Genomic DNA, 12,359 nt, shown 5'->3' with positions numbered 1-12,359 from the left:
GGCGGAAGACAGGGCAGGGGGCGATCATGGCTCTTCGCATCATATTCATGGGCACGCCGGAATTTTCCGTTCCGACGTTGCGTGCACTGGTGGAAGCTGGTCATGAGATCGCCGCCGTCTACACCCAGCCGCCGCGTCCCGGCGGCCGTCGCGGCCTTGATCTGCAGAAATCGCCGGTGCATCAGGCTGCGGAACTGCTGGGTTTGCCTGTGTTCACACCCGTAAATTTCAAAGCCGATGAGGATCGCGAGCAGTTCCGGGACTTCAACGCCGATGTAGCTGTTGTCGTGGCTTACGGACTGCTGCTACCCGAGGCGATTCTCTCCGGCACGCGTCTTGGCTGCTACAATGGTCACGCCTCGCTGCTTCCGCGCTGGCGCGGTGCTGCCCCCATCCAGCGGGCGATCATGGCCGGCGACACCGAAACCGGCATGATGGTCATGAAGATGGAAAAGGGGCTCGATACCGGCCCTGTCGCGCTCACCGCAAAGGTGGCGATTGACGAAAATATGACGGCCGGCGAGCTGCATGACAGCCTGATGCTGACAGGCGCTCGGTTGATGCGTCAGGCGATGGACAAGCTGGAAGCAGATGAGCTGCCCCTCGTCACACAGGCGGAGGAGGGCGTGCTCTACGCCGCAAAGATCGACAAGGGTGAGACCCGCATCGATTTTTCAAGGCCGGCGCAGGATGTGCATAATCATATTCGTGGCCTTTCGCCGTTTCCCGGCGCATGGCTGGAGATGGAGATCGGCGGCAAGCCCGAGCGCGTCAAGGTACTGGCCTCCGAGCTGGCGAGCGGTATGGGCGAGGCAGGCAGCGCATTGGATGACGTACTCACCATTGCCTGCGGCAGCGGCGCCGTGCGGCTCACCCGTTTGCAGAAAGCGGGCGGCAAGCCGATGTCGGCCGCTGATTTCGTGCGCGGCACGCCGGTTCCCGCCACCACGAGGCTCGGCTGATGCCACGCTTCCGCATGACCGTCGAATATGACGGCACGCCCTATTATGGCTGGCAGAGGCAGGAAAACGGCCCCTCGGTTCAGGGTGCTCTGGAGGCTGCGGTTCGGTCGCTGACCGGCGAGAGCGTTTCCATCCGCGGCGCTGGCCGCACCGATTCCGGCGTGCATGCCGTTGGCCAGGTCGTTCACGTCGATCTCTCGCGAGACTGGGAGCCCTACAAGCTCCGCAATGCCTTGAACGCGCATCTCGCCATGGCGGGTGAGGCCGTGGCCGTGCTCGATGCTGCCGCTGTGACCGAGGATTTTGACGCCCGTTTCTCCGCCCTTCGTCGGCACTATCTCTACCGCATCATTTGCCGCAAGGCCCGACTGGCGCTGGAGCACAAGCGGGCTTGGTGGGTGCCGAAGGACTTGGACCACGAGCGCATGCATGAGGCCGCGCAGATGCTGGTCGGCCGGCATGATTTCACGACCTTTCGCTCAGTCCATTGCCAGGCGAACAGCCCCGTGCGCACGCTCGACCGGCTGGACGTGACGCGCAACCGCGATCTCATTGAGATTCGTGCCACCGCGCAAAGCTTCCTGCATAACCAGATCCGCTCCTTTGCTGGCACGCTGAAGCTGGCGGGCGAAGGCGGCATGACCCCGAACGACGTGCGTGCTGCACTGGAGGCGCGGGATCGCAAGGCCTGCGGCCCGGTGGCGCCGCCTGACGGTCTTTATTTCATGCAGGTCGATTATCCCGACGTCATTCCCCCGCGCCGTCGTCTCGACGCTGACGTTGTGGAAGATGAGGGCTGAGGCGAGCGTGTCGCCGCTCAGGCGGGGTAGACGCCTAGAAAACGCTGCAATGCTTCCGAGAGCAGCATGGCGGGCACCAGCAACGTCATGACGATTGCCGAGACGAGCAGCATCTGGTCGCGGATGAAGAATCTGACGATCCGTGAAAAGGCGAAGACCAGCGACAGAAGCAGCGCCAGCCACAAAATCGCGATCAACCCCTGCAACGGCGGTAGGAAGAACGCAATCAGGATCAGAACGGCGTAAGCGTATGAAAAGGGCAGGGACAACCAGTTCATGGTCGTTACGAGCGGCGCGAATTTCTCGCGTGCACCGAAAACATATAGCAACATGCCCGTCAGAAGCAGCGGCACGATCCAGCAGATCGCTTCGACCATGGCCAGCCGGAAGAAGAAGATGAGGCCAGTTCCGGTTCCCGGCGGGTAGCTCGCGAGAAACGCTGCTCGCAGCCATAGCCAGGAAACCAGCATGGCTGGCAGGCACCAGAGCGCGGAATAAAAGGATCGCCACATGCCGCGATCGCTGAGGTCAAGATATCGCGCGCCATTGTGGTCGCCGATGAGCAGCAGCCACAGGCCCGTCAGATAAAGCCTGACTTCACTTACCGTCGGCATGGGCGAACCAGCGTTCGATAAAGGTCTCGTAGATGCGCGTCAGCGTTTCGAGATCGGCAACGGCCACGCGCTCATCGACCATATGCATGGTCTGCCCGACGAGACCGAACTCCACGACAGGGCAATAATCCTTGATGAAGCGCGCATCCGAAGTGCCGCCGGTGGTCGAAAGCTTCGGCTCCTTGCCGGTGACGGTTTCAACCGCGCCTGACAGCGATGAGATGAGCGCGTTGTTCCGTGTCAGGAACACATGGCTCGGACGATCTGCCCAGACGAGTTCGTATTTGACCGGGGCGCGGTCGGGGCGGAGCTCGCCTTCCGCTGCGGCGGCATCGAGGCGGCGGATGATTTCCGCCCGAAGGGTCTCTGCGGTCCAGGTGTCGTTAAAACGGATGTTAAAGGCCGCCGTCGCCCGCGCCGGGATGACATTGGTCGCGGCATTGCCGGTGTCAACAGTCGTCACTTCAAGATTGGAAGGCTGGAAATCATCCGTGCCGTGGTCAAAGGGCGGATGCATCAGCGCATGCGTCAACTGCAGAAGACCACGGATGGGGTTGTCGGCAAGATGCGGATAGGCAGCATGGCCCTGCACACCATGGACCGTGATGCGGCCGGAAAGCGAGCCGCGGCGGCCGATCTTGATCATGTCGCCCAACTGGTCGGGGTTGGTGGGTTCGCCCACAACGCAGGCATCCCACGTCTCGCCCCTTGCAGCAGCCCATTCCAGAAGTTTGGACGTGCCGTTGATCGACGGGCCCTCTTCGTCACCGGTGATCAGGAAGGAAACGGAGCCCCCAGGTTTGCCATGCTTTTCGATATGGCGGGCGATGGCGGCCACGAAACAGGCGATGCCGCCTTTCATGTCTACCGCGCCGCGGCCGTACATTTCGCCACTGGCAATTGCCGCCGAGAAGGGCGGATGGCTCCATGCGGCCTCGTCGCCCACAGGCACGACATCCGTATGGCCCGCAAACATCAGATGCGGACCTTCAGTGCCGAGCCGGGCATAAAGGTTTTCCACGTCGGGCGTTCCCGCCTCGCTGGCGACCATCCTGTCCACCTTGAAGCCAAGCGGCGAAAGCAAGGAGTCGAGCAAGGAAAGCGCACCGCCTTCCGCAGGCGTCACCGAAGGGCAACGGATAAGGGCGGCGAGATTGGCAACGGGATCGGTCGTGGTCATGGTATCAGCTTTTATCAGTCGCGCAGCAGCTCGTTGATGCCCGTCTTGGAGCGGGTCTTCTCATCGACGCGCTTGACGATCACGGCGCAATAGAGGCTGGGACCCGGCTCGCCATTCGGGAACGGCTTGCCCGGCATGGTGCCGGCGACGACGACGGAATAGGGCGGAACCTCGCCATAGGTGATTTCGCCGGTGGCGCGGTCAACGATCTTGGTGGACTTGCCGATGAAGACGCCCATGCCGAGAACAGCGCCCTCGCGCACGATGCAGCCTTCAACGACTTCCGAACGGGCGCCGATGAAGCAATTGTCCTCGATGATGGTCGGGCCCGCCTGCAGCGGCTCCAGAACGCCGCCGATCCCGACGCCGCCGGAGAGGTGCACATTCTTGCCGATCTGCGCGCAGGAGCCGACCGTTGCCCAGGTATCGACCATGGTGCCTTCATCGACATAGGCGCCGAGATTGACGAAGGAAGGCATCAGCACCACGTTCTTGGCGACGTAAGCCGAGCGGCGGACGACGGCGTTCGGCACCGCGCGGAAGCCGGCAGCGCGGAACTGGTTTTCACCCCAGTTTTCGAACTTCGACGGCACCTTGTCCCACCAGGTGGCTTCGCCCGGCCCACCGGTCACGATTTCCATGTCGTTCAGGCGGAAGGAGAGAAGAACGGCCTTTTTCAGCCACTGGTTCACCTTCCAGCTTCCGTCAGCCTGCTTCTCGGCCACGCGCGCCTCACCGCTGTCGAGAAGTTGAAGTGATGTGTCCACGGCGTCGCGAACCTCGCCCTTCGTCGATACATTCACGCCATCGCGGTTGTCGAAGGCGGTTTCGATGATGGTTTCGAGGGAAGAGAGATCCGTAAGGCTCATGGAAAATTCCTTGAATGTCGCGTGTGGTCTGGTCACGGAAGGCCCGCGCCGCTGGAAGGCTTTGGCCATTTGATCTAAGGGAGTGTTGGAAAGGCGTCAATGTGATTTGGGTGATTTGGCGCTTCAGACGAAAGGCATGGAAATGGCACGACTGAAAAACGGCAAGTTGCGGCGCAAGGACGGGGTCTGGGATCCTTTGAAGCGCAGCGCTGTAGACAAGCAGCAGGCCGAGGTCGTGCCAAAAACACCGCAGTCGGATTCCCCCTCCTATCGCCTCGCTTACGTGGACACGGATTTCCTATGCCGTGAAGAGTTGCGCCCCGTCAGACTCCAGCTTGAGCTTTTGAAGACCGAAATGGCGCTCAGCGAGCGCGGCATCAAATCCACGGTCGTGATGTTCGGCGGCGCGCGCATTCCAGAACCCGGCGGTGCGGCCTGGGCGGCGCGTAACGAAACGCAGAAGCGCAATCTGGAGCAATCCTCGGTCTATTATGATGAGGCGCGCAAATTTGCTCACCTCTGCACGGATTATGCGGCGAAATCCGATCACCTGGAATATGTCGTGGTCACCGGTGGCGGTCCCGGCGTCATGGAGGCGGGCAATCGCGGCGCCATGGATGCAGGTGGCCCCTCCATCGGGCTGAATATCGTTTTGCCGCATGAGCAGGCACCCAACGCCTATGTGACGCCGGAGCTGAGCTTCAACTTCCATTATTTCGCCATCCGGAAAATGCATTTCCTCATGCGGGCAAAGGCCGTTGTGGTGTTCCCCGGCGGGTTCGGCACGCTTGATGAGCTTTTCGAAGCCTTGACGCTGATCCAGACCAAGCGCATGGCGCCCATTCCGCTCATTCTTTTTGGCGAAAAATTCTGGCGTTCCGTCGTCAATTTCGAGTTCCTGGCGGATTTCGGCACCATTGCTCCAGAAGATATGGATCTCCTGCACTTTGCCGAAACGGCGGATGACGCCTGGAAGATCATCGCTGACTACTACGAGCACTGAAGAAAGCGCGGCGCGACGAAGTAATATTAGGTCTTAATTAGCAATCATATTCTAATTTTGCCTCGTCGCGCTGCAGCGCACTGTCCGTTGCGGACGGGCCTCCATGACGGAGATTGTCATCCGTTTACGTCAGCTCTTTCGGGTTGACGATCTCCATTGGGGCCGAAATGTTCAATCTCAAAGTGAAGTCGCTCGCGACCAAACTCATCCTCGTGACCGGCTGTGCCATTACCACGGTTCTCGTTGCATCCAATTCCTTCCTCATCTTCCAGACAAGCGAGCGCGTCCATGCGCTGACCATGGATCAGGCCAATACGGAAGCCCGGGCCATCGCCAATGTCATCGCCGCGGATGTCGGCGAACTCGGCAGCGCGGCGCGCTCCATGGCGGGTGTGATCGGCCGGGCGCATCAGGCAAAATCGATGGATCGCCCGGGCATCGTCAACATCCTCAAGGCGAATGTCGAACAAAACGCCTTCGCCTTCGGTAGCTGGTTCTGCGAGCAGCTCGGCCTTTTCGATGGCCAGTCGACGGAGATTGCGGGCAGGCTGGATCTCGGAACCAATGCGAAAGGCGCGTTTGCCCCTTACTGGTCCAAGACACAGAAGGGCGATATTCAGTACTCGACTTTTGATAATGACTACGCTGCGGAATGGTATGCGCTCGCAGCCAAAACCGGTAAGGGCGCGATCACGCAGCCTTATCTTGCGCAAGGCACGGAAGTGCCGACCACGATGACGTCGCTTGCCTATCCCGTCATGTCTGATGGAAAGATGATCGGCGTGGCAGGTGTCGATATTTCGCTCGCATCGCTTACCCAGAAGCTGCAGGCCCTGCATCCTTTCGAAACCGGTCGGGTGACGCTCGTTTCTCAGGGCGGCCAGTGGCTGGTTCCGCCGACGCCCGAGCAGAATATGAAAGCCTATGACGGAGAAGGCGCAACCACGGTCCAGACCGCGATTGCCTCCGGCAAGCAGGGTCTCATCGAAAATCTCGGGCTCGATACCGACGCGCCTTACAACCGTCTCGTTTTCCCATTCGCCGTTCCGGGTCTTAACGCCACCTGGGTCGTTCTTATCGATATTCCCCATCAGGCCTTGAATGCACCGGTCCAGGAGCAGACTTATCTGATGATCATCGGCGCGATCGTCATTCTTGCCGCCGTCATCGCAGCGCTTTATTTTGCCGTCCGCTATTTCGTTCGTAACCCGCTTGCGTCTCTCGTCGCAGACGTCAGGACGCTCAGCGACGGTCGTTACGATGTGACTGTTTCCGGTCAGGACCGTCAGGATGAAACGGGTTCGGTTGCGACTGCGCTTGAAGGTTTCCGCGCCAAGCTCGCGGGCATTCGTGAGATGGAGGCAGAAGCCGACGCCCAGCGTGGTCACGCCGAGACGGAACGCCAGCGCTCTGAATTCGAGCGCAATGAAAACAGCCGCATGCAGCAGCACATCGTCAGCGTTCTCGGCTCCGGTCTGAATGCTCTGTCGCAGGGCAATCTGACCTACCGCATTCAAGAGGAGTTCCCCGGCGAATACGCAAAGCTGCGGGAGGATTTCAACTCGGCGCTCGCCAGCCTCGAGGAAACGGTTTCCACGGTCAACGCCACCGTCGTCAGCATTGGCAACGGCACGGGCGAGATCACCCGCGCAGCTAGCGATCTCTCGCATCGCACGGAACAGCAGGCCGCCAGCCTCGAAGAAACCGCTGCCGCACTTAATGAGCTGACCGCACAGGTCAATTCCAGTGCGGAGAATGCCGCAGAGGCAGCCGGCGCCGTCAGCCATGCCTGCGACGACGCCGGTAAGTCTGGCGAGGTCGTGCAGCAGGCCGTCACCTCCATGCAGGGCATTGCGCAATCTTCGGCGGAAATCTCCCGTATCATCGGGGTGATCGACGAGATCGCCTTCCAGACAAACCTTCTCGCGCTGAATGCCGGTGTGGAGGCTGCACGCGCCGGGGATGCCGGCAAAGGCTTTGCGGTCGTGGCGCAGGAAGTGCGTGAACTGGCGCAACGTTCCGCAACTGCCGCCAAGGAGATCAAGGGGCTCATCAACACGTCGGCCACCCAGGTGGGCGAGGGTGTTCAACTGGTCGGCAAGGCTGGTGAGACGATGAAGAGGATCGCCGATCAGGTCCTGCAGATCAACCAGCTGATACGCCAGATCTCCGCCTCCGCCAGCGAGCAGGCTGTCGGTCTGAAGGAGATCAACTCTGCCGTTACCCAGATGGACCAGGTCACACAGCAGAACGCTGCGATGGTGGAAGAAACCACGGCGGCCAGCGTGACGCTGAACAGCGAGGCCGAAACGCTGAAGTCGCTCGTCGCTGGTTTTATGGTTTCGGGCAGTCAGCCCAGCCAGCAATTGCGCGCCGCCGCTGCAGCGATGCGCGCGTCGACCGCTACCCAGACGTCTGCCCGTCCGGCCGCGCCCCTTGCCCGCCCCAGAACGAGCGGCGCGAATGCACTGGCGCAGGATGACTGGACGGAGTTCTGATCGGCAGTTGCCGCTCAAACTGAAACGGGCCGCTGGTATCGCCAGCGGCCCTTTTTGATTCCGTCAAAGACGGGCGAAACGTTCCGTCAGCAACTCGAAGAAACCGTCTGCATCCACATGGCGCATCACACGGGCATTGGCCGGTCGGTCCGTTACCCGCCACCAGTCCACCACGGTCATGCCCATGGTGAGTTCAGAAAGGACCTCGATCTCGACATTGCACTCGCGGCCTTCAAACAGTTTGGGCTTGAGGAGATAGGCAATGACGCTCGGATCATGCAGCGGGCCGCCATCCGAACCATATTTCTCGATGTCGAAACGCTCGAAAAACTCCAGCATTTCCGCCATGGCGATGGCAGGGCGCGTGCCGATGTCGCGAATGCGGCTGACGCGCGCCTTGGTCGTCAGCAACTGATGCGTGACATCGAGCGGCATCATGACGATGGGCATGCCGGAGCGGAAGACGATATCTGCGGCCTGCGGATCCACATAGATGTTGAATTCCGCCGCGGGCGTGATGTTGCCGCCCTCGAAGAAGCCGCCGCCCATCATCACCAGTTCCTTGACGCGATCAGCGATCTCCGGTGCCTTGAGAAGCGCCAGCGCCACGTTGGTCAAGGCGCCGAGAGTGCAGAGCGTCACGGTGCCCTCGGGCTCCCGCATTACGGTTTCGATGATGAAATCGACCGCATGCTGCTTCTGTGCCTCCATGGTCGGTTCGTCGAGGACCGGGCCATTGAGGCCGGTGCTGCCGTGCACATGTTCGGCGGTGATGGGCTTGCGCACCAGCGGCTTTTCCGCGCCCTCGTAAACGGGAATGTCGGTGCGGCCGCACAATTCGCAGATGATGCGAATGTTACGACTGGTCAGCTTCAAGGGAACATTGCCGGCAACGGCGCACAGTCCGAGAATGTCTATTTCGTCAGGGCTGCCGAAGGCCAGCATGATCGCCGCTGCGTCGTCCTGCCCGGGATCGGTGTCGATGATGATTTTTCTGCGTTCTGCCATGTCTTGCCCGCCGTTGAGATGAGCGCTTTTTTCGAGCGGCGGATGCTTACTTGTCAAGCCTCATTCCGCCCGCGGGCCGCTGCCGCCCCTTGTGACTTGCGCAACGCGGGGCGGCTTCCCATATTGCTGGAGCCGGTGCGATTGACCGGCGGGCCGCCGGAAGCGGGGCCGCGAAACGTCGCTTGGTTGCAAGGACAGAAGAAATATGAGCCGCATGACGCCATTCACCCACCCGCTTTTGCTGGGTTTTGATGCCATGGAAAAAACGCTGGAGCGCATGGCGAAGGCCAATGACGGCTATCCTCCCTATAACATCGAGCGTCTGCCCGGCAGCGACGATATCCCCGAGCGCCTGCGGATCACCATCGCGGTGGCCGGCTTTTCGCAGGATGATCTTGACGTGACGACGGCGGACAACCAGCTCGTCATCCGGGGTCGTCAGCAGGAACAGGAGAAGCGGGATTTTCTCTATCGGGGCATTGCAGCGCGGCAATTCCAGCGGGTCTTCGTGCTTGCCGATGGCATGCAGGTGCGGGAAGCGCGGCTGCGCAACGGTCTTCTTTCCATCGATCTGGTCCGGCCCGAAATTTCAAACGTGGTAAAGAAAATTAATATTTCCGTCTCAGAGTAGACCATGAACGCCGGAATCGGACACGAATCGCTCGGCGTGAAGAAGGAGGCTGAAATATGCTTTTAAAAGAAGCGCATGCGCGTCTCACGCAGTCCCAGCTCGCTCATATTGGCGAAGGAGAAGTGGGATATATCCGCAAGATCCGTGCAGAAGAAGTTAGCCGCTGTTTTCCCGAAGCGCCCGATCTTGATCCGCAACTCGATCTCTGGGCCTTGTTCGGCGCGGATGGGACACCCATTCTCCTCACAGACAATCGCTCGAGCACCTTTTTCAAGGCGGCGGAAGACGATCTTAAAACAGTCAGTCTGCATTAGGAAAAAGCCCGCCTGTTGAGCGGGCTTTCTGCTCTTTTGGATTAGAGGAAGGGGCGGTCCGGCATGTCATCTATGGAGATGACGCCATCCTTGTTCCGGTCGAGCCGCTCGAACATCTTTTCGCCGGCTGCGGTGAATTCCGCTTTGCTGACCTGACCGTTCTCGTCGGTATCGGCCCAGCGGATCATTCCCAAGCCGCCACCCTTGCCGCCGTGCCGGCCCCAGCCCTGATGACCGGAACGGCCGCCGTGATCGCGCTCGGCGCGTTTGCCCTCGCGGGCGTTGGCCTCATCCGCCTTGGCGTCTTCCCGCTCAGGGCGCGGGTTGGCGGCGCGGAAAGCTTCCATCTTCGCCTTGCGATATTCGCGCATTTCCTTAGGCGTAATCGAGCCGTCCTTGTCCTTGTCGATCTCAGCGAAAAGCGCATCCTGGCGGGCGACGAACTCTTCCTTCGTAATCTTGCCGTCCTTATTGGTGTCGGCCACCTTCAAGAGGTGCACGAAAGCCGCTTCCGGCCGGATCGGCATGCGATCCTTGTGGCCCTTGCCGGGCGCTGCAAAACTGGCCGTTGCGGCAGTGCTCAGCAAAAGGGCTGCGCCAAGAGCAGACAAGGCGATTTTGCGTGTGGTCATCGTCATTACCTTTCTTTGGTGTCCCTGAAGAAAAGATAATGACGTGCGGCAGGCCCCACCACTTAAACATCCGTAAGGTGGATGAAGCTTCGGTAATGTTGAAGGTTCAGCGAGCAATCGCCCTGTTCAGGAAACCGGTAAGGTCGTCGGTAATGTAGTCGATATGCTCATCCGTCACGGCAGGAATTTCCCAGCGTTCCATGATGACGCCCTCGAGATTGGAGGGTACGAGCAGCACGGTCTTCATGCCGAGGGCCTTCGGGGCCGCCAGATTGCGCGGCAAATCCTCGAACATCGCAGCCTTTTTTGTATCCAGTTTTGTAAGCGCTGCGAATTTCTCATAGGTCGCACTTGCCGGTTTCGGCAGGTAGTCCGCGGCGACGATATCGAAGATGTCCTCGAAATGATCGAGAATGCCGAGCGCACCGGCGGCGGCCTGCGCATGTTTGACGCTGCCATTGGTGAGGATGAACTTTCGGCCTGGCAGAGCCTTGATGGCTTCACCCAGTTCCGGATGTGGTTTCAGCGCCGAATAGTCGATGGCATGGGCACGTTCCAGAAACTCGTCGGGGCTGATACCATAATTGATCATCAAGCCCTGCAACGTCGTGCCATGGTCGTGATAATAACGCTTCTGCAAGACGCGGGCTTCTTCGGGGTCGAGCTTCAGGAGCTCGGCCACATAGGCCGTCATGTTGCGGTCGATCTGGGAAAACAGATTGACGTGATGCGGATAGAGCGTGTTGTCGAGATCGAAGACCCATTCGCTGACGTGGGCGAAATCGGCTGCGTCGGGCAGGTTTTTCGGCTTTGTATCCATGCGCTGCTTTATGCCTGTTTCAAATGCCGAAGAAAATCGAAAAAGGCGACGATTGCGCAGATAATCGCACTTGGCTGTGCGCTTGCGCGCATGGTACCGCCAAATCCATGGAACTCTGGATAGGCATTACTTTCGCGAGCGCGTTCCTGCAGAACCTGCGCTCGACATTGCAAAAGCACCTGAAGGGCATGATGGGCACGACGGGCGCGACCTTTGTGCGCTTCGTGTTCGGCATGCCTTTCGCTCTCGCCTATCTAGTATTTCTGCACCTGGGGCTTGGCCGCCCGCTGCCGGCGCCCAACATGTCGTTTGCCCTCTGGGCGACGGTCGGGGCCATGGCGCAGATCGCCGCCACATTCCTGCTGGTGCACCTGTTCTCTTTCCGCAATTTCGCAGTGGGAACGGCTTATTCACGCACGGAGCCGGCACAGGCGGCGCTGTTTGCTCTCATCTTCATCGGCGAAAGCGTCACGGGCGGTACATTGGCGGCGATAGCGATTTCGGTCGCCGGCGTCATGCTGATTTCCGTGGCGCGCACGGAAGTGACGCCAACATCTTTCCTCACCTCGATCTTTAGCCGAACGGCGGGTATTGGTCTTGCCTCGGGTGCCTTCTTCGGCCTGTCATCGGTCGCCTACCGATCGGCATCGCTGGCGCTTGCGCCGAGCCTGCCTGCCCCGGATGCGATGATGCAGGCGGGATTCACCCTTGTCGTCGTCATCGTCATGCAAACGCTGTCGATGTTTCTCTGGATTCTCTGGCGAGAGCGGGAAGAATTGCGGAGCATCGTTAAGGTGTGGAAACCGTCGCTTGCGGTCGGTTTCGTGGGGGCCACGGCCTCATTCGGCTGGTTCACGGCGATGACCCTGCAGCAGGCTGCCGTGGTGAAGGCCCTGGCGCAGGTGGAGATGCTGTTCGCTTTCGCCTCGACCGTGCTGTTCTTCAAGGAGAAGATCAACCGGCTCGAACTCTCTGGCTGCCTGCTGATCGTGGTTGGGGTGCTTTCGCTTCTGGCATTCGGATGAATG

At 60.1% G+C, this 12,359-nt stretch carries 13 protein-coding genes; 7 read left to right on the top strand and 6 right to left on the bottom strand.

Translation table 11 applies throughout. The annotated features are described in order from the left end of the window. Positions 1 to 26: 26 nt before the first annotated feature. A complete protein-coding gene (fmt, locus tag AT6N2_RS08740; protein WP_209085741.1) occupies positions 27 to 962 on the top strand; it encodes a methionyl-tRNA formyltransferase in 936 nt (311 codons plus the stop codon). Then, positions 962 to 1,762, top strand: a complete 801-nt coding sequence (gene truA / locus AT6N2_RS08735; RefSeq protein ID WP_209085738.1) for a tRNA pseudouridine(38-40) synthase TruA — start codon at positions 962 to 964, stop codon at positions 1,760 to 1,762. Before fmt ends, truA begins: the two co-directional genes overlap by 1 nt. Before the next feature lie 17 nt (positions 1,763 to 1,779). Here the strand turns inward: truA and AT6N2_RS08730 are convergent, their stop codons facing one another. The 3 genes from AT6N2_RS08730 to dapD are packed head-to-tail and all read right to left on the bottom strand — an operon-like array spanning position 1,780 to position 4,425. Further along, complete coding sequence (locus AT6N2_RS08730) at positions 1,780 to 2,376, bottom strand: hypothetical protein (RefSeq protein ID WP_063949559.1); 597 nt, start codon at positions 2,374 to 2,376, stop codon at positions 1,780 to 1,782. Next, positions 2,360 to 3,556 carry a succinyl-diaminopimelate desuccinylase gene (dapE, locus tag AT6N2_RS08725; RefSeq protein ID WP_209085733.1) on the bottom strand — a complete coding sequence of 399 codons (1,197 nt, stop codon included), beginning with the start codon at positions 3,554 to 3,556 and terminating at the stop codon, positions 2,360 to 2,362. Before dapE ends, AT6N2_RS08730 begins: the two co-directional genes overlap by 17 nt. Before the next feature lie 14 nt (positions 3,557 to 3,570). Beyond that, positions 3,571 to 4,425, bottom strand: a complete 855-nt coding sequence (gene dapD / locus AT6N2_RS08720; protein ID WP_063949809.1) for a 2,3,4,5-tetrahydropyridine-2,6-dicarboxylate N-succinyltransferase — start codon at positions 4,423 to 4,425, stop codon at positions 3,571 to 3,573. A 142-nt stretch (positions 4,426 to 4,567) separates the two neighbouring features. Here dapD and AT6N2_RS08715 point away from each other — a divergent pair, with 142 nt between their 5' ends. Beyond that, positions 4,568 to 5,428, top strand: coding sequence for an LOG family protein (locus tag AT6N2_RS08715; RefSeq protein ID WP_063949810.1), 861 nt, complete (start codon positions 4,568 to 4,570; stop codon positions 5,426 to 5,428). 167 nt (positions 5,429 to 5,595) lie between these two features. Beyond that, complete coding sequence (locus AT6N2_RS08710; RefSeq protein ID WP_209085717.1) at positions 5,596 to 7,926, top strand: methyl-accepting chemotaxis protein; 2,331 nt, start codon at positions 5,596 to 5,598, stop codon at positions 7,924 to 7,926. Positions 7,927 to 7,989: 63 nt separating this feature from the next. On the opposite strand, the gene AT6N2_RS08705 is transcribed toward AT6N2_RS08710, so the two are convergent. Then, positions 7,990 to 8,934, bottom strand: coding sequence for a nucleoside hydrolase (locus AT6N2_RS08705; protein ID WP_209085700.1), 945 nt, complete (start codon positions 8,932 to 8,934; stop codon positions 7,990 to 7,992). A gap of 205 nt (positions 8,935 to 9,139) precedes the next feature. Here AT6N2_RS08705 and AT6N2_RS08700 point away from each other — a divergent pair, with 205 nt between their 5' ends. Beyond that, the gene (locus AT6N2_RS08700) at positions 9,140 to 9,565 is read left to right on the top strand and encodes an Hsp20 family protein (protein ID WP_063949562.1); all 426 of its coding nucleotides are present in this window, start codon (positions 9,140 to 9,142) and stop codon (positions 9,563 to 9,565) included. A gap of 56 nt (positions 9,566 to 9,621) precedes the next feature. Continuing rightward, entirely contained in the window at positions 9,622 to 9,879 is a 258-nt protein-coding gene (locus AT6N2_RS08695) for a DUF1150 family protein (protein WP_006310223.1), read from the top strand. 41 nt (positions 9,880 to 9,920) lie between these two features. Here AT6N2_RS08695 and AT6N2_RS08690 read toward each other — a convergent pair whose 3' ends face one another. Both AT6N2_RS08690 and AT6N2_RS08685 read right to left on the bottom strand, forming a co-directional pair. Further along, positions 9,921 to 10,517 carry an EF-hand domain-containing protein gene (locus AT6N2_RS08690; RefSeq protein ID WP_144576038.1) on the bottom strand — a complete coding sequence of 199 codons (597 nt, stop codon included), beginning with the start codon at positions 10,515 to 10,517 and terminating at the stop codon, positions 9,921 to 9,923. A gap of 100 nt (positions 10,518 to 10,617) precedes the next feature. Beyond that, positions 10,618 to 11,331 carry a pyrimidine 5'-nucleotidase gene (locus AT6N2_RS08685; protein WP_209085697.1) on the bottom strand — a complete coding sequence of 238 codons (714 nt, stop codon included), beginning with the start codon at positions 11,329 to 11,331 and terminating at the stop codon, positions 10,618 to 10,620. Between the two features lie 107 nt (positions 11,332 to 11,438). Between AT6N2_RS08685 and AT6N2_RS08680 the strand changes: the two genes are divergently transcribed. Further along, positions 11,439 to 12,356, top strand: a complete 918-nt coding sequence (locus AT6N2_RS08680; RefSeq protein WP_209085694.1) for a DMT family transporter — start codon at positions 11,439 to 11,441, stop codon at positions 12,354 to 12,356. Positions 12,357 to 12,359 lie beyond the last annotated feature (3 nt).

The organism is Agrobacterium tumefaciens, assembly GCF_017726655.1.
In the GTDB taxonomy this organism is placed as follows: domain Bacteria; phylum Pseudomonadota; class Alphaproteobacteria; order Rhizobiales; family Rhizobiaceae; genus Agrobacterium; species Agrobacterium tumefaciens_B.
The sequence above is the reverse complement of the archived record's forward strand: the minus strand, read 5'-3'. Positions and strand labels throughout refer to the sequence as shown.